Source organism: Novibacillus thermophilus (genome assembly GCF_002005165.1).
GTDB classification, from domain to species: domain Bacteria; phylum Bacillota; class Bacilli; order Thermoactinomycetales; family Novibacillaceae; genus Novibacillus; species Novibacillus thermophilus.
Genome location: NZ_CP019699.1, coordinates 1,349,880 through 1,376,468, shown reverse-complemented (window position 1 = coordinate 1,376,468; position 26,589 = coordinate 1,349,880). Strand labels below are relative to the sequence as shown.

Below are 26,589 nucleotides of genomic sequence, written 5' to 3'. Positions count from 1 at the left end.
GATGGGGGCCGTAGCTGAAACGTTTCGCTCTTTTCCAGGTGTAATGCGCAGCTATAATTCTTCACCATGCCCTCGATGCCGGTTTATCTCCCTTAGCCCGATTATACGACCTAAACGGGTCTGTGTTACGGCTCGGTGTCGGCCACGACAGCAACACGTCCTTTCACCTCGCCGAATACCGCGCTCGAGTGAGACCAACAGTGACGACCGGCGCACCTGTCCTGGAAAACGGACAGCGGATATTGGAAAGCGATATGAAGACATTGAACTAAACGAAGAAGAATTTGAGCAAATCGGAAGGGCGTTTGAAGAGCAAAATAATTCACGACCGGTCCTGTCGGATCGGCCACTGCGAAACTGTTCGATCAACGTAAAGTCGTTGATTTTACCCGACAGTGGTTGACAGAACGTTACTCAAAAAATGGGGCCGTCTAGGGCGTCCCTTAAGAAAAATCGGCGGAGAAAAAACGAACCGCTTTGCTCCACCGATGCGTGCTCCCTTCACCCAAACAGACAACAAAACGTTTTTTTATGTTTCCCGCTCTACTGACCGTATCCCCATCGTGTCGTTCAGGTGTTGCAATTTCTCCGGGTTCACTACGATGTAAATGTCGGAAATCGTCCCGTTCCCAAAGCGAAAGGACAGGCAAGCGAAAGGGTCTCCGCCTACGTATGCCGCAATTCCGGGCCCACCGTTCACCAGGCACAAGCGGTAGGAGAAATTTGCGGGAATCGTTGAGACAATTCCGGTGAAAAAGCGACAAATACGTTCCGAACCGAAGATCGGACGGCGAGCGGCCCTCACTTTTCCTCCACCATCTGTGTACAATGTGGCGTCCTCTGACAACACATGCATCAGTTTATCGACATTGCCGTTCAGAATGGCAGTAATGAATTGCTCGACAAGTGCCGTCGTTTTTCCTCGTGCGGCCACCTTTTGATTCGCGTTACCACTAATACTCCGTTTGGCACGGTGAAAAATTTGCCGACAATTGGCACTGCTCTTCCCGACGATTTCCGCGATCTCACTGTAGTCGAACTGGAGTGCCTCCCGCAGCAGAAATACAGCGCGCTCAGTCCACGACAGCTGCTGCAGTAAAAGCAAATAAGCCGTCGAGAGCGACTCTTTCACCTCGTATTGTCGAACAGGATCTTCCCCAGAACCGAGAATGTCCCCGTCAGTCACGAACGGCTCTGGCAACCACGGTCCGACGTACGTTTCACGCCGCTGTCTTGCGGACTTCAACTGATCGATACAGCGGTTGGTGACGATTTTACACAAATACGCTTTAACATGTTGAACGTGATCAAGGGGCTTTTTTTCTAACGACACGAACGCTTCCTGTACTATGTCCTCGGCGTCCATCACGCTCCCCAGCATGCGGTACGCGAGGGCGAACAGCAAAGGTTTATACGTCGTGTACAACTCCTCTGTCTCCACTCGGGACCTCCCCCCTTTTTTTCAGTTTATCAAACTCTTTCACGACCTGCATCGCTGCCCTTTTGGCACTGGCGAGGGCGGCATCCACCAGCATCTCACCTCTCCCCGTCCAATCACCGGTCACGTACAACCCTTTGATTTCCGGAACGGCAGGACCTACAAACGTGCCATTTTTGTCAATGGAGATAAAATCGTGAATGGCCGTCATGCGTGGTAAAAATTGTCTCGCTACAACTTCGTTTTGCCAACCCGGTTGCAACACATCCATCGCTCGTTCTAACTGCCATTTGTCCTGTTTCCAGTCGCCAGGTTCACTGCCAAGGTATTTAGCTAAACTTACAACAATTGAACCGTCTTCGCTCATTTTGGCTGCACTGGATTGGTTGCTGTAAAAGAGAGGCTGGTCGATCCAAAAAGCAACGGCATAATCTGGGGAGAGTTTGGGCAGTTTTCGTAACGCGATGTCCAGACATGCAACATTGATCGGTCGGGTTCGATTCACCCACTGGGAAATGGTTGCAGATCCACCTCTTTTTACAAGGCGACTTATTTCTTCCGGTTCAACCGAGGCAATCACAAACGGTACAGCCACTCTGTCACCATTGTCAAAACGGATGTGGCGAACTTTTTCGTCATGTTCAATTTCAATCACTCTTTTGTTGCTTAAAATCGTGACTCCCGTGCGCGTCGCCCGCTCCTGCAAGCTGTCTACGATCGATCCCCATCCTTTGTCAACGTACATCGCCTTCCCGCTGAAAGTGCGCTGCAGCTGCCGAACAGATGGTCCAGCGGGCTGGAGGTCGGGGTAAGGCACGTATGAATTGGTTCTGCATATGGCGTAAACTAAATGCCGAATGATCGGATCGCGTATTTCTCTCTCCGCCCAATCTTGCAGACTGATGGACCCTATTCTGGCCGATTCGATTTTACCGATTTTCGCCATGAAGCGCGCAAGCTCGATTTTTCCGGACAAAGTCAAAAGCTTGGAAGAAAGCAGTTGGAGCGGTCCGGTCGGGACAGGAAACATCTTGTTTCGCCATACCGCAACAGCTTTTGCCGGTGGATTGCCTCCTGATAACGGTATGTCGAGCTCCCGCAACACTCTTTCTCCCTCACCGTCCTGGTAAAACGCATGAAGCCCTAGGTTGAAAAAGACTCCGTTCTTTTTAACCGTTCTGGCGCGGCCCCCTAACCGGTTGGATTTTTCGATCAACAAGACAGACAAACCAGCCTTGGCTAAATAATTGGCTGCTGTCAAACCGGAAATCCCACCGCCAATAATCGCAACATCGACATTTTGCACGACAAACTCCACCTCTTTGCTTCGTTTATAGACTGAGACGAAGAGGCGGACCGTTTTGTGACATTTACTTTCCGTCAAGGTGGAAAGCGTTCACCTGCCCAAAAATAAGAAATCAGGTGGAGAAAAACGAACTGTTTCCCTCCACCTGCCTTTCTAAACGCATAAACCTATCGAAATTCTTTCGGGATCCTGCGCGCGACCTTCGTTTCGATGGCGGCGCGGATGACGGCCTCGCGAATGCGCGGCGCCACTTCCTCGTTAAACACGCTAGGCACGATATAAGACTCGTTCAACTCATCGTCGGTGACGGTGGATGCGATGGCCTGAGCCGCGGCCAGTTTCATTTCCTCGTTGATCGTCGTGGCACGGCAGTCCAGCGCTCCGCGGAAAATGCCAGGGAAACAGAGGACGTTGTTAATTTGGTTTGGATAATCGGACCGTCCCGTCGCCATGACGCGCACATGGGGTTCCGCTTCTTCGGGATCGATCTCGGGAGTCGGGTTAGCGAGGGCGAACACGATCGGGTTCTCCGCCATTCGTTTCACATCTTCTACTGTTAAGACCCCGGGACCGGATATGCCGATAAACACATCGGCCCCCTCGATGATCTCATGTAACGTCCCTTTCACTCTGTCCGGATTTGTGCGGCTCGCGCACCAATTCCACATCGGGTTGTCGTACGTTTCGGTGTCCACTAATGTGCCGTGCCGGTCCACGCAAATGACGTTCTCGATCCCGGCGGAAAGCAGCATTTTCGTGCACGCCACACCTGCAGCCCCGATCCCCGTGACCACGACTTTCACATCGGAGAGCTTCTTCTCCACAATTTTTAAAGCGTTCAACAATCCGGCCAACAACACGACCGCCGTCCCGTGCTGGTCGTCGTGGAAGACGGGGATGTCCAGCTCTTCTTTCAACCGATCTTCGATTTCAAAACAGCGGGGAGATGAAATGTCTTCGAGGTTAATGCCACCGAAACCTGGAGCAATGGCCTTGATCGTACGGATAATTTCCTCCGTGTCCGTCGTATCGAGACAGATGGGATAGGCGTCAATTTCGGCCATTTGTTTAAACAGGACGGCCTTCCCCTCCATCACTGGCATGGCCGCGCGAGGACCGATGTCCCCTAAACCGAGAACGGCAGTGCCATCTGACACGACAGCGACGGTGTTGCGCTTGATCGTGAGGGAAAAGGCCTTGCTTTCGTCTTCGTGAATCGCCGTGCACACACGGGCGACACCGGGCGTGTACACGTGTGAGAGATCGTCGCGGTTTTTGATCGGCAATCTCGGTTTCATCTCCAGTTTCCCGCCGATGTGCATGAGAAACGTGCGATCCGACACGTTAATCAGTTTCACACCGTCCAGCTTTTTCACTTCGTCGATCATGTGCTCACTGTGGTCCTGGTTGCGGACATTGACCGTAACGTCACGAGTCGTCGTTTCCCGCCCTTGGTGGATGACGTCGATGGCAACAATATCTCCTTCCGCTTCACTGATCGTCGTCGCCAACTGTCCAAATGACACCTTGTTCTTGTCCATCTCCAACCGCAAGATTACACTCAGTGCCATACGTTCTCCACTCCTATAGAAAAAGTCCAGTTGTGTGCGATGGAATATACCAACTATATTACTACAAAAGTGAATTATCTAGTAGGGACAAATTGTAACAAGGTCTATACGATACAGTTGCTAAAAAAGAGAGCTCTATCACAAAATCCCTAAGGGGAAGTCGATAGAGCTCTCACACACGTTGGGGAGGTAAAGTATCAAGGTGTCACCGATTGACCCAGTTAATGAGCCCACCCTTCAACAGAACGTCCACCTGTCGCGGGGAGAGATCGTGTCGGACGGGAATTTCTTTGTCCGTTCCCCTGACCCTTACAGTCAACTCGTGACGTTTCTGTATCGTTTCGCGCAAATTGGAGAGAACGATGACATCTCCTCGATCTAGCTGTCGGTAATCGTCCGGATTTTTAAACGTCAACGGCAACACGCCGAAGTTGACGAGGTTTTGCCAGTGTATGCGGGCGAAATCTTTCACGATGACGACTCGCAGGCCGAGGTAGCGGGGTGCCAAAGCGGCATGTTCCCGGCTTGACCCTTGGCCGTAGTTGCTTCCGCCGACGATGGCACTACCACCTCGGTCCCGGGCGTCGATGGCGCGGGTGTAATATGTGTCATCGATAATTTCAAAGGCAAATTTACTGATCTCGGGCAAATTACTCCTAAACGGAAGCACCTTTCCTCCCCCGGCCAGAATCTCATCGGTAGAAATGTTGTCTCCCACTTTCAACAACACTTCGATTTCCATGTGATCTGGCAACTCTTCCATGGCCGGAATTGTCGCGATGTTTGGCCCCTTGATCAGTTCCACTTTTTCTGCTTCTTCTTCAGGCAAAGGAGCCAGAAACATGCTCATGTTTTTCTCCCTTTCCGGCAGTTCGATCTCTGGATACGCCATATCGAGTTCTCGGGGGTCGGTAATGCGTCCATTGAGAGCCGAGGCAGTGGCTGTTTCCGGACTGCACAAATAAACGCTGTCCTCCCTCGTGCCGGATCTGCCGGGGAAGTTGCGCGGTGTCGTACGCAAACTGTTGCGTCCGGTTGCTGGAGCCTGCCCCATCCCGATACATCCGTTACAACCCGCTTGATGGATTCTCCCCCCAGCTTTGATCAAGTGAAATAGCAGCCCTTCTTTCGTCAAGTCCTCTAACAGGTCCCGGGAGGTCGGGTTAATGTCGAACGAAACGCCGTCTGCAATGCGCCTTCCTTCCACCATTTTCGCCGCGATAGCAAAATCGCGGTATCCTGGGTTCGCGGATGATCCGATATACGCCTGGTAAATCGGCTCCCCCTCGATTTCTTTCACTGGAACGACGTTCCCCGGACTGGAAGGTTTGGCGATGAGCGGTTCTAGTGAGGAGAGATCGATTTCGCCTTCCAAGTCGTACGTCGCATCGTCATCCGCCTTGATCTCTACCCAATCTTCTTCTCGCCCCTCCCCTTTGAGGAAATTCCGCACTTCGCCGTCCGAAGGAAAAACAGTCGTCGTCGCTCCCAGTTCCGCCCCCATATTGGCGATGACGTGCCGGTCCATGGCACTTAAGCATTCGAGGCCGGGACCGTAGTATTCGATAATGCGGCCGAACCCGCCCCTTACACCGTACCGGCGGAGCATTTCCAGAATGACGTCTTTCGCACTGACCCAGTCGGACAGCTTTCCCGTCAATCGGATGCCCCACACCTCCGGCATTCTCACGTAGTAAGGTTCACCGGCGATGGCCATCGCCACTTCCAATCCGCCTGCGCCAATGGCCAGCATGCCCAGTGACCCGCTGGCACACGTGTGGCTGTCCGATCCGAGCAACGTTTTGCCAGGCTTTCCGAAATACTGCATGTGGACCGGGTGACTGACCCCGTTCCCCGGCTGGCTGTACCAAAGGCCGAAGCGCTGTGCCGCACTGCGGAGGAAAATGTGGTCGTCAGGGTTTTTGCTGTCCAGTTGAATCAAATTGTGATCGACGTACTGGACCGACACGTCTGTTTTCGCCCGTTTCAACCCCATCGCTTCCAGTTCCAACATGACCATCGTTCCCGTCGCATCCTGGGTCAACGTTTGGTCTATCTTTAACCCGATTTCCGACCCGGGGGTCATATCGCCGGATACGAGGTGGTTTTTAATCAACTTTTGGGTGACATTTAATCCCATGCAAACACCTCCCGCACGTTGCCCGCCTTGCGGTCATTCTTCCAAATCCCTAGACTGATGCCCTTGATGCGACTCGCGAGCTCCCGCCTTCTCTTTCAGCAGAGACTGGACATGTTCAATTTCTTGTTGCGCGAGGTACAGTCTTCTTTGAGCCTCATATACTTGTTGGACGTTGCCGCTCGCTTGTGCCTGCTGGATGGTATGTCGTGCTTCCTGTACGACATTGAGAGCGCGGGTGTACAGTTCACTGGATGAATCCACTTTTCTACCTCCAATGAGTATCCGTCCTATATATCTTTCGAATAAACGAGCGCGTTTATACACAGAAGAGCATTCGTTCCCGCGTGACGCGGGACCCGATTGCTCTTCTGCCGTATACCGAGGCGATGCCTCCTACTGTCTTCGGCTACCGGGTTTAATAGGAGGACGTGCCCCTGCTCTGCATAAAGGACAGGTGTCCGGTTCGTACGTCTCTATGTGCAGCGACAGCAGGGCGTGGTACGGGTACTGAAACGGCGTCCCTTCCCCTGTGCGGTTTACGACACTGGCAATGCCGAGGACGTCCGCCCCGTTCGATTCGACAACTCTCAGCACTTCCTTCACCGAGCCCCCTGTCGTCACCACGTCTTCTACGACGACGACCCGCTCTCCCTGTTCCAACTGGAAGCCGCGGCGCAATGTCATCTGTCCGTTTTCCCGCTCAGCGAAGACAGCGCGGCAGCCGAGAGCCCGCGCCGCTTCGTGGGCGGCGATAATGCCGCCTACCGCCGGTCCGACTACAGCATCCACACCCATGTCCCAGAACGGCACTGCCAAGGCCCGCCCGACTCTTTCCGCGTCTTCCGGGTGTTGAAACAGCCGAGCACACTGTAAATACTGGCCGCTGTGGCGACCCGACGTCAGCAAAAAATGTCCTTCCTGCAACACGTGACGTTTCTGCAGTAGGTCGAGCCAATCATTTTTATCGGTTGTCATACGTCTTTCCTCCATTTCTCTTAACCATTCCTCCTCTCGTTTTGCCGCAGAAAGAGCTAAATCCCTGTACCCCTTTGCCGCACGAACAATGGAAAGAAAATCGTGTGTGACAGTGAGGAGGGAGCGCCGGAAGACACTTCCAAAAAATGACTGTTCCATGTCACGACTTTGACGTAAAGGCATGTGACGTGACAGGTGTTGATGGCACGTATGTCAGGGCAGTAAGCTGCACAATTGGTCGTATGCGTCGGCGGGTCGCTTGGCCCGGGTGATCGGGCGTCCGACGACGAGGTAGTCGGCCCCTTCGCGAATCGCCTGCTCCGGAGTCATCACCCTTTTTTGGTCGCCGCTTTCGTCAACAGGCAGTCGGATGCCGGGGGTGACGGCGAGAAAGTCCCTGCCGAAACGCTGTTTGATGTCTGCAGCTTCCCACCCGGAACAAACGACGCCGTCGAGGCCGGCCTCTCGTCCCAACCGGGCGTAGTGAATCACGCATTGGGCGACGGTACCGGGGATGCCGATTTGCTCGTTCAGTATCTGCCGGTCGGTGCTCGTCAACTGCGTAATGCCGACAATTTTCGTGGTAACCTCTGTCTGAACGCTTCCGACACCGGCGACGGCAGCCTGCAACATTTCCACTCCCCCTGCAATGTGGACGGTGAGCAGGTCCACGTTTAACCTTCCTAAGTTTTGCGCAGCCAGGTAGACTGTCCGGGGAATGTCGTGCAGTTTCAAGTCGAGAAAGACCTGGTGCCCGCGCGACTTTAACTTGCGCACCCAATCCGGTCCGGCGGCGTAATACAGCTGCATCCCTACTTTGACAAACGGCTTGACGCTCCCGAAGGACTGTAACATGTTTTCAGCAGCAACTGGATCGGAGACGTCCAGCGCGACTATGAGTCGTTCATCGTACACGTGTTTTCCACCCCGCTCCTGTCAGCTCAGATATGTGTTCCACACCCATCTCGTCTAACAACGGCTCCAAGTTTTCGATAATGTCCGGGCACGCGAACGGATTCGTAAAGTTTGCCGTCCCAACGGCCACGGCAGACGCACCGGCCAGGAAAAATTCGACGACGTCCTCGGCCGACGTAATGCCGCCCATGCCGACAATGGGAAGGTTCACCTCCTGACTCACTTCCCATATCATCCGCAGGGCGACCGGTTTAATGGCCGGACCGGATAAACCGCCCTTTCCGTTGGCTAAGACCGGCCGTCTCGTTTTCAAGTCAAACCGCATGCCGAGGAGGGTGTTAATCATGCTCAGCCCGTCTGCTCCCGCCGCCGCCACTGCAGCGGCCACCGCCACGATGTTTCCGGCGTGAGGCGTCAATTTCACAAAAACCGGCACAGTGCTCACTTGTTTGACTGCTCGTGTCACTTCAGCCGCAAGACTCGGGTCAGTGCCGAATGTCACCCCGCCGCAATCGACGTTGGGACACGAAATGTTTAACTCCAACGCTTGCACGTACCCGCTGCGGCTGACGGCTTCTGCCACCTGAACGTAATCGGCCACGCTCACGCCAGCGATATTAGCAAAAACGGGAACGCCGAACTGTGCCACCCACGGCAACTCAGTGGACAGCACTTGCTCCATCCCAGGGTTCTGCAAACCGATGGCATTCAACATCCCCGATGGGGTTTCGGCCACCCGGGGGTGTCGTTTCCCCTCCTCTTCTCCGGCGTAATCGCTTTAACGGCAATGGCTCCCAGTTTACTTAAGTCGTAAAACTGACTGTACTCCCGGCCGAAACCGAAACAGCCAGAAGCGGGCATGACCGGATTTTTTAACCTCACGGGCCCCAGTTGCACTTGCAGCCGATTCCTCACAGCGCCACCTCCTGGTAGTGGAACACTGGACCGTCGCAACATATTTTCACAACTCGGTTCGCCTCCGGCGTTTCACACACACACGCGAGACATGCGCCGACGCCGCATCCCATGCGTGCTTCCAGCGACACGTAGCCTTCAATGCCTGTTCCAGCCAAACGCTGTTTGACAGCGCGAAGGAGCGGCAGAGGACCGCAAGCGTAGACGACGTCCCAACTAAGCGGCTCCTGTAACAAGTCGGTCACCAGCCCTTTGTCCCCGTACGATCCATCCTCCGTCGCCACGCGAACGTCTCCCAGTCTCCGGAAGTCCTCTTCCAGAAAAACGTCGGCCTGAGAGGCAAAGCCGAGACAGGCGCAAATGTCGGCATCGTGGCGAAGCAACTCTTCTGCCAAACCGTAAAGGGGCGGAACGCCGACCCCCCGCCGACGAGGAGCACCTTTTTCCCTGCCCCCGCGGGACGGGAAACCCGTTGCCGAGGGGACCGAGAACGTCAATCGATTCACCGGTTTTCCGTTTGGCTAGCCAGTTGGTCCCTTTGCCACCTGTGCGGTAAATGAGAGACACCGTCTCACGTGACTCATCCCACGACGCGAGGCTGAGGGGCGACGGAGGGGCATATCCCACCCGTCCCCGCAGCGAATGTGGACGAACTGTCCCGGTCGTTGAACGTGATGCGCCGTTTCGCCGCGCAGCACGATCCGGTAAATGTGACGGGCAATGGGCTCGTTTGCGAGTACTGTAAGGTCTGCCTTATGCATGTCGCATCGCGCTCTCCCTCACTTGCAATTCTCCGGACAACGGCGTTGGTGTAGACGCCATGCCTTCCAATGTCATAAGTAAAACGTCAAGTGTGTCAAGGGATGTTAAGCAGGGGACGCCGTTTTCCACCGCAGTGCGACGAATGCGGAACCCGTCGCGCTTCGGTTCTCGTCCCTGTGTCCACGTGTTCACCACTAAGTCTACTTCTCCTCTCTGGATCAACTGTAAAATGTCTTCGGAACCTTCGCTCAACTTCGGGACGACCGTCACGCGAAAACCGGCGTGCCGCAGGCTTTTCGCGGTTCCTTTCGTCGCCAACAGCCGGTACCCGAGGGCGTCCAATCGTCGAGCGAGGGGCACGACGTCAGCCTTATCTTTGTCCGAGACGGTGACGAGCACGGTTCCCTCTGGGGAATAGACATGTTGGCGGCACGAAAGCCTTTATACAGGGCGCGGGTAAAACAGACATCCCGTCCCATCACCTCTCCTGTCGATTTCATCTCCGGACCGAGAGTCACTTCTGCTTCGGACAGTTTGGCGAAGGAAAACACAGGCACTTTCACTGCTACTTGTGATTTTTCCGGCCACAAACCCGATGGCAGTCCAAGGTCTTCTAACGACTCTCCCAGCATCACCCGCGTTGCCAGCCGAGCTATGGGCAACCCGGTCACTTTGCTCATGAACGGGACCGTCCGCGACGCCCGGGGTTCACTTCCAGCACGTACAGCTCGCCGCCAAAAAGGACGAATTGAATGTTCAACAGTCCCCGTACGTTTAATTCCCGGGCTATTCTCGCCGTAATCTCGACGACTTGCGCTTTTTGACTCCCACTGAGCGACGGGGAAGGGTAAACGGCGATGGAGTCTCCCGAATGAACACCTGCTTGCTCCACGTGTTCCATAATACCCGGCACGAGGACGTGTTCCCCGTCGCAAACGGCGTCGACTTCAATTTCTTTTCCCTGCAGGTAGCGGTCGATTAAGACAGGACTTTCCGGATTGAGCTTCACCGCTTCTTTGAGATACGCTTCCAGCTCCTGTTCGCTGTGTACAATTTGCATCGCCCGCCCGCCGAGGACGTACGAAGGCCTGACGAGAACGGGATAACCGAGGGCGCTCGCTTTACTCAGCGCAGAGTCCCCTGATGCGACAGTCACGCCGGGGGGACGCCGGATGCCTAATTGTTTCAACAAGCGCTCAAACTGCTCGCGGTCTTCGGCCCGGTGGAGACTCTCCATGGACGTCCCCAGGAGGGGAACACCCCGCCGGTCCAGTTCCCGGGCTAAGTTGAGTGATGTCTGTCCGCCGAACTGCACGACGACGCCGAGCGGTTTTTCCCGTTCGACGACGTGGAGGACGTCCTCGACGTGCAGCGGTTCAAAGTACAGCCGGTCGGACATGTCGAAATCAGTCGAAACTGTCTCCGGGTTGTTGTTCACAATAACTGCTTCGTAGCCAGCCTCGCGAATCGCTTGTACCGCATGGACCGTTGCATAATCGAACTCAATCCCCTGCCCGATGCGTATCGGGCCGCTGCCGACGACGATGACGGACGGCGAAACACCTGTCTCCACTTCATCTTCCCTTTCGTACGTGCTGTAGTAGTACGGGCTCTCAACGGCGAACTCCCCAGCGCACGTATCGACGCATTTATAAACCGGTTGGATGCGCCACGTACGGCGCAGCGCTCGCACGTCTTCTGTCTGTCGCCCGCTTAAACGGGCAATCGTTTCGTCGCTGAATCCATAACGCTTCGCCGTATACAGCCGCGCTTCGGTCAACGGTTTTGCCTGAAGTTCCCGCTCCATTTTCACTAGCTGTTCCAGCTCGGCAAGGAAGAAGCGGTCAATCCCCGTTTGTTGATGCAATTCGTCAACTGTTTTGCCGCGCCGCAACGCTTCTGCAAGGGCAAATAGCCGCATATCGTGGGGGCGTTGCACGAGGGAATCCAATGTGTGTGCGTCCAGTTCCGAGTAAGGCGGAAACAAGAAATCCGCCGTCTCCAGTTCGAGGGAGCGTACCGCTTTTTGCAACGATTCTGCAAATGTCCGCCCGATAGCCATCACTTCACCAGTGGCCTTCATTTGCGTTCCGAGCCGCCGTTCAGCCCCTGGAAATTTGTCAAACGGCCAACGGGGAATTTTGGTCACAATGTAGTCCAAGCTCGGTTCAAACAGAGCAGTCGTCCGACCTGTCACCGGGTTGACGATTTCGTTTAAGGTGTACCCCAACGCGATGAGCGTCGCGACTTTCGCAATCGGATAACCTGTCGCTTTAGATGCGAGGGCACTGGAACGGCTCAGCCGCGGGTTCACTTCGATGACGTAGTACGCGTCACTGTGTGGATCGAGGGCGAACTGTACGTTGCACCCGCCTTCAATGCCGAGCTTTCGGATGATGTCAAGGGAGGCAGTGCGGAGCATGTTCAGTTCGCGGTCCGCCAGTGTTTGGACGGGGGCGACGACAATGCTATCACCGGTGTGAACCCCGACGGGATCGACATTTTCCATGTGGCACACGGCGATGCAGTGATCGCTTGAATCGCGCAACACTTCAAACTCGATCTCTTTAAACCCAGCGACACTTTTTTCGACGAGGGCCTGCCGGATGGGGCTGTACCTTAAAGCCCGTTCTGTCACCTGGCGTAGCTCTTCTTCCGAGTGGGCGATGCCGCCGCCAGTCCCACCCAGTGTATAGGCGGGACGGACGATGACGGGATAGCCGATCCCGAGAGCGAAGTGAACGGCCTCTTCCACAGAGTGCACAATGTCACTTTCCGGTACCGGCTGCCCGATTTCTTTCATCAGTTCGCGGAACAAATCCCGGTCTTCCGCCCCTTTAATGGCGTGAATGTCCGTTCCCATCAGGCGGACGCCCTCTCGTTCCAACACACCGTCCTCGACCAACTCCACAGCGAGATTGAGACCCGTCTGTCCGCCTAACGTCGCCAACAGCCCGTCCGGACGTTCTTTTCGTATCACGCGAGTGAGGCACTCTTTCGTCAACGGTTCGACGTACACCGCATCTGCCGTCTCCGGATCGGTCATAATCGTCGCCGGGTTGCTGTTTACCAGAACAACTTCGACACCTTGTCGTTTTAAAGCTCGGCACGCCTGTGTCCCAGCGTAGTCAAACTCGGCCGCCTGCCCAATGACGATAGGACCGGAACCGATGACGATCACCTTGCGTATGTGTGCGTGTTTCGGCAACTCAACGTCCTCCTTTAACGTATCGTAATGCCCTTTCGGCCACTTCCCTTGGCAAGTCGTCGACGACACGACGTGACCCGCTTTGCTTCCCATTTCCCTGACTCAGTGACCTGTCGTGAAGAAGCGAGTATTTCAGTTTCTCCGTATCCACCGTATCCTCACCGAAATTTTACGGCAAGGTGCACGCTCACAAGTCACACGTCGCTAGTGAATGTTGTCTGCTGCGACTAGCGCCAGGAAACGGTCAAACAGGTGCACGGTATCACGGGGACCAGGGGATGCTTCGGGATGAAACTGAACGGAAAAAGCCGGTTGGTACACGTGGCGCAAACCTTCGATCGTACCGTCGTGGAGTGACACGTAGGTCACTTCGAGATCTGTGCCTATCACACTGTCCCTCGTAACGGTGTAACTGTGGTTTTGTGCCGTCATCCACCCCCGCTTGCTCTCGACTTCCTGTACTGGGTGATTGCCGCCGCGATGACCGAACAACATTCTTTCCGTTCTCGCTCCACAGGCCAATGCCATCAGCTGATGCCCGAGGCAAATTCCGAACAGCGGCACACCTCGGGACATCAGCCCTTGAACCGTCGGGACGACGCTCTGCACGTCTTCCGGATTTCCCGGGCCGTTGGACAGCACGACGCCGTCTGGACAGAGCGACATTAAGTCCTCTCCCGTCGTGTCGTAAGGGACGATCACCACCTCACAGTTTCGTTCTACCAATTCCCGCACGATACCGGACTTGACGCCGAAATCGACGATGGCGATACGCGGGCCACGGCCGGGTATGACCGTCGCCTCCCTGCGAGAAACGCGTGCCACCCGTTCGCGGTTTAAAGGTTTGGTCAACTCCGCAGCTATTTCCTCTTCCGACAGTTCTTCAGTCGTCACCAGTCCCTTCATCGAGCCGTGGCGGCGGATGTGGCGTGTCAGCATGCGCGTGTCGACCTCCCCGATCAGGAACAGGCCGTTTTGGCGAAACCAGTCTGCCACGCGGCCAGTGGACCGCCAGTGGGACGGAGACTGACTGACGTAGCGCGCCACCACTCCGTCGCAGTAAGGCCGGATCGCCTCCATGTCTTTCCGGTTGATCCCGATGTTGCCGGTGAGCGGATGTGTCATGACGATGCATTGTCCGGCATAGGAAGGATCGGTCCACACTCCTTCGTAACCGCTCAGGCTCGTGTTAAACACGACCTCCGTCAAAACGGTCCCTTCCTTACCGAACGAGACCCCTGTAAACCGCGTCCCGTCTTGTAAAATAAGCTGTGCTTTCACCCAGTGATTCCCCCTTGCGCCTCGTCGTACACGACCTGCCCGCCCACCATCGTCCACACCGGCCAGCCCGTCAGCCGCCAGCCGCAAAACGGCGTATTTTCACTTTTGCTGTAAAACGCAGCCGGATCGACAGTCTCCTCCCGTTCCAGATCGACCAACGTCAGGTCCGCCTGTGCCCCTTCGCAAATAACGCCTCCAGGCAAGCCAAAACAAGCCGCCGGAGCAGTGCTCATCCGTTTTACAAGTTGCTCCAATGTCAGAAAACCGGTTAATACGAGGCGGGTGTACAAAAGGGGAAACGCGGTTTCAAGCCCTATGACGCCAAACGGCGCGCCGCGAAATCCGCGCCGTTTTGCCGCCGTTTCATGGGGCGCGTGATCTGTGGCAATAAAGTCTATCGTGCCATCCAGCAGTCCGGCCATCAAGGCGGATCGGTCGCGGGCCGAGCGCAGCGGCGGGTTCATTTTGTACAGTGCATTGTCTCCTGGAATATCGTCTTCCGTTAAAACGAGGTGGTGCGGTGTCACTTCGGCCGTCATGTGGACGCCCCGCTGCTTCGCTTCGCGAATGGCTTGAACCGAAGCGGCACTGCTTACGTGGCAAACGTGGTAGTGGACCCCCGTCCGCTCGGCCAGCAGCGCATCCCGCACGATGTGTGCCGCTTCCGCTTCAGCGGGAATACCCGGGAGCCCCAACCGGCTGGCCTTCTCCCCGTCGTGCATCACTCCGCGGTCGGCGAGGGAATTGTCTTCACAGTGGGCGACGACGGTTAATCCCACCTCTTTCGCCCTCTCCATCGCAGCAAGCATTTGCCCCGCACTTTGGATACCCACGCCGTCGTCTGTCAGAGCGAAGGCGCCGGCTTCTTTCAGTGCTTGAAAATCGGTCAACTCCTCGCCTCTTAAACCTTCTGTTATCGCCCCGTAAAAGTGGACATTCACGACCGCCTCTTTTCCAGCTTTTCTGTACTGTTCCCTCACCAGATCGGCCGTGTCCGTTACCGGCTCTGTGTTCGGCATCGCGGCAATGGTGGTAAAGCCGCCGCGCGCCGCGGCACGGCTCCCCGACGCAATCGTCTCCTTCTCCTCAAAACCCGGTTCGCGCAAGTGGACGTGCACGTCGATCAAACCGGGGAGGAGCGTCTTCCCGTTTGCCTCCACGATTTCATCTTCATCCCCTGTGGGCAGCCTGTCGCCGACGCTGGTGATGATCCCATCGTCTACGCGGACATCCGTCAGTATCCACTCACCTGAGCGGTAACACTTCGCCTGCCTGATCATGAGCCTCACGATCCATTCCCCTTCCCAAAACGTACTCTAACACGGCCATCCGCACGTACACGCCGTTTGCGACTTGCTGTCGAATGCGCGAACGGTCGTGTTCGATCACCGCCTCGTCAAGTTCGATTCCCCGGTTGACTGGTCCGGGATGCATCACGATTGCCCGGGATTTCAACAGTTCCAACCGCTTTTCCGTCAACCCGTACTGATGCAAGTAGTCGTCCATCTCCCACGCCAAGTTCTCCTCCAACCGTTCACGCTGGATGCGCAACATCATCACCACGTCAGCGTCGCGCAGTGCCTCTTCAAACGGGACGTAAGGGGCGACACACTCCACTTCAGCGTCGCGGAACACATCGGGTCCGCTCACGATGGGGTTCGCTCCTAGACGGACGAGGCCGGCAATGTTGGAGCGGGCGACGCGGCTGTGCCGGACGTCACCCACAATGGCCACCGTCAAACCGTAGAGCGTCCCAAATGTTTGACGCATCGTTAGCCAATCGACGAGCGCCTGGGTCGGGTGGGCCAGCGTCCCGTTGCCGGCGTTCACTAAACGCATCTCAAGCTTTCCCGGCAGTGTCGCGTACACATCGTTGCGGGGATGTCTCAGAACCGCCACATTGACGCCCATCGCTTCCAACGTTTGCAACGTGTCCCACAAACTTTCACCTTTCGTGACACTGGAGACGTCAGCGTCAAAGTAAATGACGTCCATCCCTAGACGCCTCGCTGCAATCTCGAACGAACAGCGCGTTCTCGTGCTCGGTTCGTAAAAGAGGGGCGCCATCACGTTTCCTCGCAGCACGTGACGAAATTCGTCCCTGTCAGAGTGGGCAAACTGTTCGGCACGTTCCAACAGCCGTTCGATAGTTCCTGTCCCCAATGCGTCAATCGTGATTACGTGTCCGCCTTCCATTCGGCATCTCCTTCCAGCTTTCAGTTCTCGCAAAAAAACTCCCTGCCGCGATCACGGCAAGGAGTGTCGACAAACTACGTCATTCTGGTGCGCACAAAGGTGCGCTTACCAGTCAAGATCTCAACTCGCCTTGCCAGTCTCACGGGACTGTGTTTAAAGGCTTGCGTCGTTTCAGACACCGTTTATGAAACTTTGCCGAATTCGAGATTTCCAGGTTTGCCGGCGTGTTCTTTACCGGGCAGCACCCAGTTGAGTAAAATGCCGACGAATGTCGCCAGCGCCATCCCTTCGATCTCCAGGTGAATACCGACAAACTTCAGCGCGGCACCGCCGATTCCGATTACAAGGATGACCGAGGCGATGACGAGATTCCGCTTCTCGCCGAAGTCCACTTCGCTCTCCACCAGCATCCTCAAGCCTGCCGACGCGATAATGCCGAACAACAGAATGGAGACGCCACCCATCACCGCAGTAGGGATGGAGGCGATGAGGGCTTCCAGTTTGCCGATAAAGGCGAACAGTACGGCAAAGACGGCGGCGCCTCCGATGACGAACACACTGAACACGCGGGTAAGGGCCATCACCCCGATGTTTTCTCCGTAAGTCGTGTTCGGCGGAGCTCCGATGAGGGCCGCGATGGACGTCGCCAACCCGTCCCCCAAAATCGAGCGGTGCAAACCGGGGTCTTGCATCAAATCGCGTTTCATGATCCCGCTGGTGACGATGAGGTGTCCGATGTGTTCAGCCAGCGTGACGAGGGCCACCGGGACAATGACGACCGCCGCGTGCCACGACAGTTCCGGTGTCGTCAACTGGGGGATGACGAACCATTTGGCTTTGCGCACCGGCGTCAAGTCGACCATCCCGGCAAACAAAGCGACGATGTATCCCCCGACAATGCCAATCAAGATCGGAATCAGGCCGAAAAACCCGCGGAAAAACATGTTGGCTGCGATGGCGATGGCGAGAGTGGCCAACGCCACAAGAAAATGTTTCAACGAGTACTGTTTGAGCGTGACCGTGTTGTTTTCTTCATCAATGTTTTCAACTGTACCGGGCAACGCGTGAAATTCTTCCACCGTCTCCGGTTTTTCCACGACAGTTTGGGTCGTGCTGGCCATGTCTACAGCTGTTCCCGCTAACGCGAGGCCGATGACGATGACGATGGAACCGATGACCACGGGAGGGAGCAGTCGGTTCAGCCAGTTGACGCCAAAGCGGAAAATGAGCAGCGATACGACGCCGTACACGACACCGGCCAAAAAACATCCGAACAGTGCCGCACCGACCCCCTGGGTTTGGGACACGGAAATAATCGGAACGATGAAGGCGAAAGACGACCCCAAGTAAGCCGGCAGTTTTCCCTTCGTGACGATCAGGAAGGTGAGCGTTCCAATTCCGCTGGCAAGTAAGGCCACCGATACGCTGAGCCCCGTTAAAATGGGCACGAGAATCGTCGCTCCGAACATCGCAAACAAATGCTGTACACTTAAAGCCACCCATTTGACCAGTTTTGGCCGTTCATGTACATCCATCACAATATGCTGGTTGTTCATCTTCATTCCTCCCTTGGTGTAGCATGTTGTCCCAATGCCTCAAGGGAATGTTTCCTCAAAAAAAACCTCTTCTGCCACAGGCACAAGAGGTTTCCACCTTCCCACCGGAAAGGGCATTCCCCTTGTCAGCCTCACGGGACTGAATTAAAGGCGTTGGATTAAAACTTCGTCTCGGCCGTCCGTTTCCCTGACAGCCACTTTGATGACTTCTGCTTTAGACGTCGGCACGTTCTTGCCGACGTAGTCGGCCCGGATGGGCAACTCGCGGTGCCCTCGATCGACCAAAATCGCCAGCTGGATGGCGCGGGGCCGACCTAAGTCGACCAAGGCGTCCATCGCCGCCCGTACTGTTCTCCCTGTGTACAGCACGTCATCGACGAGAACGACTTTTTTCCCGGTGATGTCGAACGGAATGTCCGTCCCCTTCACGACAGGGTCTTCTGATTTAAGGGACAAGTCGTCCCGGTACAGCGTAATGTCCAACTCGCCCACGGACACCGGTTCGTGTTCAATTTGGCGGATGCGTTCCGCGAGGCGGTTGGCCAGGGGGACACCCCTCGTCCTGATGCCCACCAGGACACAATCTCGAATGCCTTTATTTTTCTCCAACACTTCGTGGGCGATGCGCGTCAGTGCCCGCCGCATGGCCGCCTCGTCTAAAATGACGTTTTTCTTTTGCACAAGGGTTCCCTCCCTTCAGTGATTCTCTGCAAAAAAAGCCCCTTGCCCACAGACAGGCAAGGAGCTCACACTCGTCCACTTGCTCCGTACTATAAACCCTTGCCAGCCTCACGGGACTGTCCTTTAAAGGTGCCTTATGTCGTTTACTGACCTTATTATGCGAGATGCGGGAGAGGAAGTCAACCACTTTTTTTCACGGCCGATGGACCCAACAGCGCTCCAACGGTTCCCGGGTTTCCCTAAGCGGACGCTTCTGTCTTTCTCTCGCGACGTCGACCAGCCGGGTAATTTCATACCATTCCGGCTCCGGATTCGCTGCATGACTGTACAAAATCCAGCCTTTCATGGACTGTCTCTTTGACACGATGAATGACTAAAGACCCGATTCCCGGCGCAAGCGGTTTAAAATGTCCACCATGTCTTGCGGGAGCGGCGCTTCAAAAGTCATCTCTTCTCCAGTGCGGGGGTGGGTAAATCCGAGGGTCCGGGCGTGCAAGGCTTGTCCTTGAATCGAAAAGCGGTTTTTCTTCGGACCGTATTTCGGGTCGCCGACTAAAGGGTGCCCAATGAAGGCCATGTGAACGCGAATTTGGTGGGTCCGCCCCGTTTCCAATCGGCAGTCCACAAGTGTGTATCCTTTAAATTTCTCTCTGACGACGAAGTGGGTGACGGCTCGTTTTCCGTTTTTGCGGACGACCGCCATTTCTTGACGTTGATTCGGATTTCGCCCAATCGGGGCATCCACCGTTCCCCGCTCGTGGCCCATATCTCCGTGGACGATCGCCGTGTAAGACCGTTCCACAGTATGGGCAGACAGTTGTGAGGCGAGGGACGCGTGGGCAGAATCGTTTTTTGCAGCCACGAGCAGTCCCGACGTGTCTTTGTCAATGCGGTGCACGATCCCCGGCCGGTACACCCCGTTTATGGTCGACAGATTGCCGCAGTGGGCCAACAAAGCGTGGACGAGGGTTCCGGTGTGGTGCCCCGGAGCCGGGTGAACGACCATGCCGCGGGGCTTGTTCACCACAACGATATCTGCGTCTTCGTAGACGATGTCTAAAGGTATCTCCTCCGGTGTCACCGCCAAATGTTCCGGCGGGGGGACGCGCAAGGCGACGCGGTCCCCCCGTTGCAGACGGTAATTGGCCTTGACGGCCCGTGCATTGACCGTCACCCGCTTTTCCGCTATCCACGACTGGACGAGGGAACGGGACCATTCTCCCTGCGCCGTTACGAATTTGTCCACCCGTTGACCGGCCCTTGCATCTTCCACCTGCCACTCGTACGACTTTTCTCGTTCAGACACACTCACGGTTCGTCCTCAACCTCGACTTTTAGCCGCTCGACCGATTTTGCCTGTTTCGCCTCGCGCAGTGTGTCCAACAACAGCAGCCCGACCCCGATCACGATGCACGAATCTGCCACGTTGAAAATGGGGAAATGGATGAGGCGAAAATCTAAAAAGTCGACGACTTCTCCCTTAAGCAGTCGGTCGATAAAATTGCCGACAGCTCCCCCCAAGATGAGAGTAAAACCCCACAATGATACCTTTTGGCCTCGAATGCGCGGCATGTACCAGACGATCGCCGCCACGACGATCACTGTTATGACAATAAAAAACCAACGTGCATCCTGGAGAATTCCAAAGGCCGCTCCCCGGTTGCGGTGCGACGTGATGTGAAAGACTCCTTCGATGAGCGGAATCGTCTCTGACAGCTCCATCGTTTTGACGATCATGTATTTCGTGACCTGGTCGATGACGACGACGATGAGAGCGACAACGTAGTAAATTATCAAACGATTTCCCCCTTAAACACACCTTGCGCTTCGCTTCCACAGCATTGTAGCACAGCGCCAAAAGGGGGACAACTTAAGACCGTTCCGCGTCTTCTTCGGCCTGTAGGCGACGGTAGGCCGCATTCCGCGTCACGTCCGCCCAACCGTCTTTGAGCGACCTGCCGGATGTGTCCGTCGTCGCCACCTCCTCAATGTCTTCTACCGCGCCGCGGCGTTCGTCCGCTTCGTTGCCCAACTCGTTGTAGTGTTCCCCTTCCCGGTAAAAATCCGGCGGATTGGAGGTGCCGTACTGTTCCACCGCTTGCCACGCGTCCTCAGCATCAAAACCGGTAAAATCGCCCGTATCGAATTGGTGCTTCTCAAACGGAGGAGCGAGCACGTCTTCTTCGGCAGGCCGGCGGTCGATCTCATCGCTCCGCGGTTGGTGTTCTGCACAGTATTTGGCTGCCGGATTGGCTTTCAACCGCTCATACGGCACTTCCCGGCCGCATTCAGCACAAACCCCGTAAGTTCCGTCAGCCATTCTGTCTAACGCTTCATCGATCTCGCGAAGACGTTTTTCTCTTTGCTCGCTTAGCGCGATGTCTTTCCCCCGTTCGTACAGCTCCGTTCCCACGTCGGCCGGATGGTTGTCGTATCCCGAGAGCTCCCCGATGGCATCGTTCATGCTGACCGCCAATCCGCCATGTTCACTCTCCTGCAAGCGGGCCTCTAATTCCTGCCGTTCTCGCAACAGCTCTTCCCGGAGTTGTTCTAATTGTTCGCGCTTCACCGTGTCTACATCCTTTCGTGACTTTTTTGTCTGACGTTCCTACACGTCTATTAATCTGTCCGAATTGCCCGCCATTCAATCAAAAAGCCCCTTACCTGTCCACGTTAGACAGGTAAGGGGCTTAAGAAACGCAGAGAGAAAGTCGTGAGTCTTACGGCATTCAGTCGTTCGCCATCGCGTCAGCATAATGTTCCCTCACCGTCGTGGCGCAGCGCCGGCACAAGTCCGGGTACTCTTTGTCTTGCCCCACTTGCGGTGAAATCGTCCAGCACCGCTCGCACTTACTCCCTTCCGCTTTGTGCACTTTCACGTGTAAATCGTCGAACTGAACGGCCCCTTCAGGGGAGGCCACTCCAGGTTCGTGTAACGTCACGTCTGAGACGATCAACCAGTGGTCCAGGCGGTCCACTTGTTTGAGCAACGGGTAAGACGACTCATTCGGAAACAGTTCGACGGATGCGCCGAGGGAGTTTCCGATTAATTTCGCCTGTCGCGCTTCTTCCAGTGCTTTCAACACGTTGTCGCGCAACTCGGACAATTTGTCCCACTTTCGCTCCAGATCCTCATCCAACCGCGCCTCGTCCACTTGCGGGAAGTCTGTGAGCTGAACGCTTACGACGTCCGTCCCCGGAACGTACTGCCACACTTCGTCTGCGGTGTGGGCAAGCACTGGTGCAATCAAGCGGACGAGGGCCGTGAGCACATCGTACAGCACCGTCTGTGTCGCCCGTCTTACGGCTGCGTCACGGTATTCCGTGTATAGGCGGTCTTTGCGAATGTCGAAGTAAAATTGACTCAAAAATACGGTGCAGTAGTTGTGCACAGCCTGATACACATTGTTGAATGCGTACGTGTCGTACGCTTCCCTCACGTGACCGATCAACCGTTGTGTCTTCGCCAACACGTAGCGTTCCAGTTCCTCTAACTCGGCGTACGGCACCCGGTGCCGGGCAGGGTCAAAGTCGTTTAAGTTTCCGAGCAAGAAACGCATCGTGTTGCGAATTTTGCGGTACACCTCCGAAATCTGCTTGAGAATGTCGTCGGAGATGCGCACATCTGCCTGGTAATCAGTGGAGGACACCCACAACCGCAAAATGTCGGCTCCGTACTGCTTCATAATGTCTTGCGGGGCGACAGTGTTCCCGAGGGACTTGGACATTTTCTGCCCCTCGCCGTCAAGGGTAAACCCGTGACTCAACACTTGTTTGTACGGTGCCTGGCCGTACACCGCCACTGACGTGGACAGGGACGAGTTAAACCAGCCGCGGTACTGATCGGACCCTTCCAGGTACAAGTCTGCCGGCCACTTCAAATCTTCCCTCTGTTGCAGAACGGCAACGTGACTGGAGCCCGAGTCAAACCAGACGTCCATCGTGTCCGTTTCTTTCGTGAACGAGTCGTGTCCGCACTTTGTACAAGCGGCACCGTCGGGGAGCAGTTCTTCCTCTGTCTTTTCGTACCAGGCGGAAGACCCTTCCCGGGCGAACAGTTCGGCAATGCGGTCGATCGTCTCGTCGGTGATGAGCTCGTGCCCGCACTGATTGCAGTAAAAAATCGGGAGCGGGACCCCCCATACCCGCTGACGGGAAATGCACCAGTCGCTGCGCTCGGCAATCATGTTGTGCAAGCGCACTTCTCCCCAGTGCGGAATCCACTTCACGTTCTTGATTTCCTCCAACATCTTGTGACGAAACCCGTCGATGGAGGCAAACCACTGCTCGGTCGCCCGGAAGATGACCGGTTGTTTCGTGCGCCAATCGTGGGGGTACTGGTGGGTAATGAATTCCAGCTTTAAGACATAACCTTTCTCATCCAGTTTCGCCGTGATCGGTTTGTTCGCTTTATCGTAAAACAACCCTTCAAAACCAGGCGCGCCCTCTGTAAACACGCCTTTCTCATTGACCGGACACAGGACGCCGAGATTGTACTTCTTCCCCAGTTCAAAGTCTTCCTCCCCGTGTCCGGGCGCCGTGTGCACGCATCCGGTCCCCGAATCGAGGGTGACGTGATCGCCGAAAATAATTGGACTTTCGCGGTCGTACAGTGGGTGGCGGCAAACGACACCGGCCAATTCGCTGCCCTTCCACGTCCGGACGATGTCGTAGTCGGTTATTTCCGCTTTCGCCATCACCTGTTCTACCAGCTCACGGGCCATCACCAGCTGCTCTCCGCCGGCGCGCACTAAAGCGTACGTAAAATCTTCGTGCAAGGCGATGGCGAGGTTCGCCGGGATCGTCCACGGCGTCGTCGTCCAAATGACGACAAACGCATCCCGTTCCGGTACGACGCCGTTTCCGTTTTTGACCGGGAACTTCACGTAAATCGAGGGGGACCGCTTGTCTTTGTACTCAATCTCCGCCTCGGCCAGCGCTGTTTCCGACGAAGGCGACCAGTAGACGGACTTCATGCCGCGGTAAATGTACCCTTTCTTCGCCATCTCTCCGAAGACGCGAATTTGCGCCGCCTCGTATTCCGGCTTTAACGAGATGTACGGGTCCTCCCAATCGCCGCGCACCCCGAGCCGTTTAAACTGTTGCCGCTGAATGTCCAAATACTTCATAGCGTACTCGGCGCACATCTTCCGGAACTCGTTGACGGGTATGTTTTTGCGGTCGAGTTTTTCCTTTTTGATGATCGCCTGCTCAATCGGCAAGCCGTGTGTGTCCCACCCCGGCACGTACGGTGCGTCATACCCTTGCATCGTCCGGAAGCGGACGATCATGTCCTTCAAAATTTTGTTCAACGCGTGGCCGATGTGAATGTCGCCGTTGGCATACGGCGGCCCGTCGTGGAGGACGAACTTCGGTTTGCCCTTCTGCCGCTCTTGCACCTGACGGTAAATGTCGATATCGTCCCACCACTTTTGTATGTCCGGCTCCCGCTTCGGCAATTGGCCGCGCATCGGAAAGTCTGTTTTCGGTAAGTTCAACGTTTTGCCGTAATCCATTCCTCATGACTCCTTAAACGTGTAATCTGTCGTATTCAATCCTTACTACAACTCCACTCTCCGCTCATCCGGTACCGCCTTTCCCGCGCAAAGGACGGGGGCCAACAACTAAAAAACCCTTCTGTCCTTTAGGGACGAGAAGGGAATCCCGCGGTACCACCCTAGATAGCACTTCTGCCGTCATCAAAACAGAAGTACCTCTTTCGCCCTCCGTAACGTGGAGGAAAGACGTTCTACCTTACTGATTCAGAGCGTTTACGCTAAACTCAGAAACGTTCAGGCGACAACTTGCGGGAGATGTTCGGAGATGGCCATACACTGGGCTTTCACCGTCCCCAGCTCGCTTCAAGAAGAGGGCCGTCACCTACTGCCCCGGTCATCGTCTTTAAAGCGTTCAATGTTTGTAAAGAAGTATACTGAATGGCGACAGCCATCGTCAAGTACAAAACGGTCTCCCAAAACCCTTGTCTTAAGAGACCTCTTCCTTTACTTCTTCTATTTCCTCTTCCAGCTCTTTCAATACGTCCCAATCGCTGTTATGTTCCAACATCTCCAGTTGGGCTTCCACCAAGCTGCGAAAGCGCGACTGGTATGTCGCCGCCCTGCGTTTGAGCTCGTCGATTTCGATGGAGATTTTCCTCGCTTTAGCCAAGGCGTCGTTGATAATGCGATCGGCATTTTTTTCTGCCTCTTTTACGATGAGTTGCGCTTCTTTTTTAGCGTTGGCCTTCACTTCTTCGGCTGTCTCTTGTGCCACTAAAATCGATTTGCTCAAACTCTCTTCTATATTGGAGAAGTGGCTCAGCTTTTCCCGCAATTCTTCGTTTTCCTCTTCTACTTTCTTTTTTTCCTTTATGATAAGCTCTAAGTCTTTAATAATTTGATCCAAAAACTCGTTCACTTCTTCTTCGTTATAACCGCGAAAACTGCGACTAAATTGCTTATTATGTATATCCAAAGGCGTTAAGGGCATGGACTGGACACCTCCAAGTATTGTTGCCGTTTTAACGATTTCGACACGAATGAGACAAATTCCTGCTAAGCTGGACCATTCCATTAACGAGTTGGGCTTCCGATTCTCAAGCGCGTGCGTCCCCGCTTTGTTTCACCTTCCACTGCCAAGACACGCACTCTTCCGTAACCGCGCAAGGACAGTGTATCCCCTGGACTGACCGTGGCCGCCGGATTTTGTTCCACCTTCCAGTTTAACTTGCACTTGCCCGACTGGATGAGAGGCACGGTTTTGCTGCGGGAAAGGGGATATGCCGCACTGAGAACCGCGTCTAACCGTCGGGAGGCAACCGAAACCGTACGCTCTTTTAACGATTCTTCCGGCACGGTAAGCTGTTCGCGTTCTATGTCTTCTACAGTCACGCGGACACGGTGCACCTGCTTTAAGTTGAGTCGAATATACATCCCCATCTCGCGCGTCGTCACAACCTGACATCCGTCTTCAACAGTGAGCAAATCTCCGATTTTGTCACGTTCAATGCCTAAATGTAAAAGGGCCCCCAAATAATCTCGGTGGTGAAGCGTGTGAAATGGACTTTTCCCGTGAATCTGCAAAAACCTTAAGTCCATCTCATCCGGCCGCGCTTGCCAGTAATCCGGCGCTATGAAACACCGCTTGTACTCTGCCTGCTCGTACCCGCCGTCGAAAACGCAGCGGACGTCTGCGGAACGCTGTACGAGCGTACGAAGAATCGAACGCTGTCGAGGATTTAAGAAATTCGTCAGTTCAGGTCGTTGGCGGACAGTGACACGTTCGATCAACTCTTCCACACGTTCGATAAATGGCCTTTCGTCTTCGCGAAAGTGCTGCAAAATGGAAGGCTCAGCCTTCATGAACCGATCAACCCCGCAATCCACCGTATGACTGTGATGACACCGAGTTCGAGAAATCGCAAAGCAATCATGGCGACGATAGGTGAAAAGTCGAAAATGCCGATAGGCGGGATCACTCTTCGAAACGGAGCCAGGTACGGTTCCACCACACGTCCGATAACCTCCCCGATGGCAGAATCGCGTCCTCCCACCCAAGACATAATGATGTACGCAAACACGACGTAAAAATAGATGGTAAATAACATTTGAACAGTGTCAATTAACCAGTTGAAAAACATTCCATC

21 protein-coding genes, 3 pseudogenes and 1 other annotated feature are annotated in these 26,589 nt (G+C 55.1%); of the genes and pseudogenes, 1 reads left to right on the top strand and 23 read right to left on the bottom strand.

Annotated elements, in window-relative coordinates; translation table 11 throughout:
- The first annotated feature begins 53 nt into the window (after window positions 1–53).
- Window positions 54–272 (top strand): AAC(3) family N-acetyltransferase, encoded by a 219-nt coding sequence (locus B0W44_RS06860; protein WP_077719412.1) that lies wholly within the window; start codon window positions 54–56, stop codon window positions 270–272.
- 257 nt (window positions 273–529) lie between these two features.
- On the opposite strand, the gene B0W44_RS06855 is transcribed toward B0W44_RS06860, so the two are convergent.
- The 23 genes and pseudogenes from B0W44_RS06855 to B0W44_RS06750 form a co-directional block, all read right to left on the bottom strand.
- On the bottom strand, window positions 530–1,441 hold the full coding sequence (locus tag B0W44_RS06855; protein WP_077719411.1) for an RNA polymerase sigma-70 factor: 912 nt from the start codon (window positions 1,439–1,441) through the stop codon (window positions 530–532).
- Complete coding sequence (locus B0W44_RS06850; protein ID WP_169835459.1) at window positions 1,410–2,756, bottom strand: phytoene desaturase family protein; 1,347 nt, start codon at window positions 2,754–2,756, stop codon at window positions 1,410–1,412. The genes B0W44_RS06855 and B0W44_RS06850 overlap by 32 nt, the downstream gene beginning before the upstream one ends.
- A 155-nt stretch (window positions 2,757–2,911) precedes the next feature.
- The gene (locus B0W44_RS06845; RefSeq protein ID WP_077719409.1) at window positions 2,912–4,315 is read right to left on the bottom strand and encodes an NAD-dependent malic enzyme; all 1,404 of its coding nucleotides are present in this window, start codon (window positions 4,313–4,315) and stop codon (window positions 2,912–2,914) included.
- Between the two features lie 205 nt (window positions 4,316–4,520).
- Window positions 4,521–6,455, bottom strand: a complete 1,935-nt coding sequence (locus B0W44_RS06840; RefSeq protein WP_077719408.1) for an aconitate hydratase — start codon at window positions 6,453–6,455, stop codon at window positions 4,521–4,523.
- A gap of 33 nt (window positions 6,456–6,488) precedes the next feature.
- The gene (locus B0W44_RS06835) at window positions 6,489–6,716 is read right to left on the bottom strand and encodes a hypothetical protein (protein ID WP_077719407.1); all 228 of its coding nucleotides are present in this window, start codon (window positions 6,714–6,716) and stop codon (window positions 6,489–6,491) included.
- Between the two features lie 132 nt (window positions 6,717–6,848).
- On the bottom strand, window positions 6,849–7,430 hold the full coding sequence (gene pyrE / locus B0W44_RS06830; RefSeq protein ID WP_077719406.1) for an orotate phosphoribosyltransferase: 582 nt from the start codon (window positions 7,428–7,430) through the stop codon (window positions 6,849–6,851).
- Between the two features lie 213 nt (window positions 7,431–7,643).
- The gene (gene pyrF, locus B0W44_RS06825) at window positions 7,644–8,345 is read right to left on the bottom strand and encodes an orotidine-5'-phosphate decarboxylase (RefSeq protein WP_077719405.1); all 702 of its coding nucleotides are present in this window, start codon (window positions 8,343–8,345) and stop codon (window positions 7,644–7,646) included.
- Window positions 8,335–9,206 (bottom strand): annotated as a pseudogene (locus tag B0W44_RS06820) (dihydroorotate dehydrogenase). Before B0W44_RS06820 ends, pyrF begins: the two are co-directional and overlap by 11 nt.
- A 50-nt stretch (window positions 9,207–9,256) precedes the next feature.
- Window positions 9,257–10,021, bottom strand: a pseudogene (locus B0W44_RS06815) (dihydroorotate dehydrogenase electron transfer subunit).
- Window positions 10,014–13,230 (bottom strand): annotated as a pseudogene (carB, locus tag B0W44_RS06810) (carbamoyl-phosphate synthase large subunit). Before carB ends, B0W44_RS06815 begins: the two co-directional pseudogenes overlap by 8 nt.
- Before the next feature lie 204 nt (window positions 13,231–13,434).
- Window positions 13,435–14,511: a carbamoyl phosphate synthase small subunit gene (locus B0W44_RS06805; RefSeq protein ID WP_077719404.1), complete on the bottom strand. Its 1,077-nt coding sequence runs from the start codon at window positions 14,509–14,511 to the stop codon at window positions 13,435–13,437.
- The gene (locus B0W44_RS06800; protein WP_077719403.1) at window positions 14,508–15,800 is read right to left on the bottom strand and encodes a dihydroorotase; all 1,293 of its coding nucleotides are present in this window, start codon (window positions 15,798–15,800) and stop codon (window positions 14,508–14,510) included. Before B0W44_RS06800 ends, B0W44_RS06805 begins: the two co-directional genes overlap by 4 nt.
- Window positions 15,757–16,707: an aspartate carbamoyltransferase catalytic subunit gene (locus tag B0W44_RS06795; protein WP_077719402.1), complete on the bottom strand. Its 951-nt coding sequence runs from the start codon at window positions 16,705–16,707 to the stop codon at window positions 15,757–15,759. The genes B0W44_RS06800 and B0W44_RS06795 overlap by 44 nt, the downstream gene beginning before the upstream one ends.
- A 182-nt stretch (window positions 16,708–16,889) precedes the next feature.
- Window positions 16,890–18,263, bottom strand: coding sequence for a uracil permease (uraA, locus tag B0W44_RS06790; protein WP_077719401.1), 1,374 nt, complete (start codon window positions 18,261–18,263; stop codon window positions 16,890–16,892).
- A gap of 144 nt (window positions 18,264–18,407) precedes the next feature.
- The gene (gene pyrR, locus B0W44_RS06785; protein WP_077719400.1) at window positions 18,408–18,944 is read right to left on the bottom strand and encodes a bifunctional pyr operon transcriptional regulator/uracil phosphoribosyltransferase PyrR; all 537 of its coding nucleotides are present in this window, start codon (window positions 18,942–18,944) and stop codon (window positions 18,408–18,410) included.
- Between the two features lie 193 nt (window positions 18,945–19,137).
- Window positions 19,138–19,290 (bottom strand): hypothetical protein, encoded by a 153-nt coding sequence (locus B0W44_RS18045; RefSeq protein ID WP_169835458.1) that lies wholly within the window; start codon window positions 19,288–19,290, stop codon window positions 19,138–19,140.
- A 27-nt stretch (window positions 19,291–19,317) separates the two neighbouring features.
- On the bottom strand, window positions 19,318–20,256 hold the full coding sequence (locus B0W44_RS06780; RefSeq protein WP_077719399.1) for an RluA family pseudouridine synthase: 939 nt from the start codon (window positions 20,254–20,256) through the stop codon (window positions 19,318–19,320).
- Window positions 20,253–20,738: a signal peptidase II gene (lspA, locus tag B0W44_RS06775; RefSeq protein ID WP_077721280.1), complete on the bottom strand. Its 486-nt coding sequence runs from the start codon at window positions 20,736–20,738 to the stop codon at window positions 20,253–20,255. The genes B0W44_RS06780 and lspA overlap by 4 nt, the downstream gene beginning before the upstream one ends.
- A 76-nt stretch (window positions 20,739–20,814) precedes the next feature.
- The gene (locus B0W44_RS06770; protein WP_077719398.1) at window positions 20,815–21,513 is read right to left on the bottom strand and encodes a TraR/DksA C4-type zinc finger protein; all 699 of its coding nucleotides are present in this window, start codon (window positions 21,511–21,513) and stop codon (window positions 20,815–20,817) included.
- Window positions 21,514–21,673: 160 nt separating this feature from the next.
- On the bottom strand, window positions 21,674–24,460 hold the full coding sequence (ileS, locus tag B0W44_RS06765; RefSeq protein ID WP_077719397.1) for an isoleucine--tRNA ligase: 2,787 nt from the start codon (window positions 24,458–24,460) through the stop codon (window positions 21,674–21,676).
- Between the two features lie 127 nt (window positions 24,461–24,587).
- Window positions 24,588–24,849, bottom strand: a binding site (T-box leader).
- 80 nt (window positions 24,850–24,929) lie between these two features.
- Window positions 24,930–25,433: a DivIVA domain-containing protein gene (locus B0W44_RS06760; RefSeq protein ID WP_077719396.1), complete on the bottom strand. Its 504-nt coding sequence runs from the start codon at window positions 25,431–25,433 to the stop codon at window positions 24,930–24,932.
- An 83-nt stretch (window positions 25,434–25,516) separates the two neighbouring features.
- Window positions 25,517–26,305, bottom strand: a complete 789-nt coding sequence (locus tag B0W44_RS06755) for a YlmH family RNA-binding protein (RefSeq protein WP_077719395.1) — start codon at window positions 26,303–26,305, stop codon at window positions 25,517–25,519.
- Complete coding sequence (locus tag B0W44_RS06750; protein ID WP_077719394.1) at window positions 26,302–26,583, bottom strand: YggT family protein; 282 nt, start codon at window positions 26,581–26,583, stop codon at window positions 26,302–26,304. The genes B0W44_RS06755 and B0W44_RS06750 overlap by 4 nt, the downstream gene beginning before the upstream one ends.
- Window positions 26,584–26,589: the final 6 nt, after the last annotated feature.

Bases quoted from the DNA above. Each gene is read 5' to 3' on its own strand.
- B0W44_RS18045 (WP_169835458.1), bottom strand. From the start codon at position 19,290: ATGAAAGGCTGGATTTTGTACAGTCATGCAGCGAATCCGGAGCCGGAA.
- B0W44_RS06750 (WP_077719394.1), bottom strand. From the start codon at position 26,583: ATGTTTTTCAACTGGTTAATTGACACTGTTCAAATGTTATTTACCATC.
- B0W44_RS06760 (WP_077719396.1), bottom strand. From the start codon at position 25,433: ATGCCCTTAACGCCTTTGGATATACATAATAAGCAATTTAGTCGCAGT.
- uraA (WP_077719401.1), bottom strand. From the start codon at position 18,263: ATGAACAACCAGCATATTGTGATGGATGTACATGAACGGCCAAAACTG.
- B0W44_RS06795 (WP_077719402.1), bottom strand. From the start codon at position 16,707: ATGGAAGGCGGACACGTAATCACGATTGACGCATTGGGGACAGGAACT.
- B0W44_RS06845 (WP_077719409.1), bottom strand. From the start codon at position 4,315: ATGGCACTGAGTGTAATCTTGCGGTTGGAGATGGACAAGAACAAGGTG.
- ileS (WP_077719397.1), bottom strand. From the start codon at position 24,460: ATGGATTACGGCAAAACGTTGAACTTACCGAAAACAGACTTTCCGATG.
- pyrE (WP_077719406.1), bottom strand. From the start codon at position 7,430: ATGACAACCGATAAAAATGATTGGCTCGACCTACTGCAGAAACGTCAC.
- B0W44_RS06840 (WP_077719408.1), bottom strand. From the start codon at position 6,455: ATGGGATTAAATGTCACCCAAAAGTTGATTAAAAACCACCTCGTATCC.
- B0W44_RS06755 (WP_077719395.1), bottom strand. From the start codon at position 26,305: ATGAAGGCTGAGCCTTCCATTTTGCAGCACTTTCGCGAAGACGAAAGG.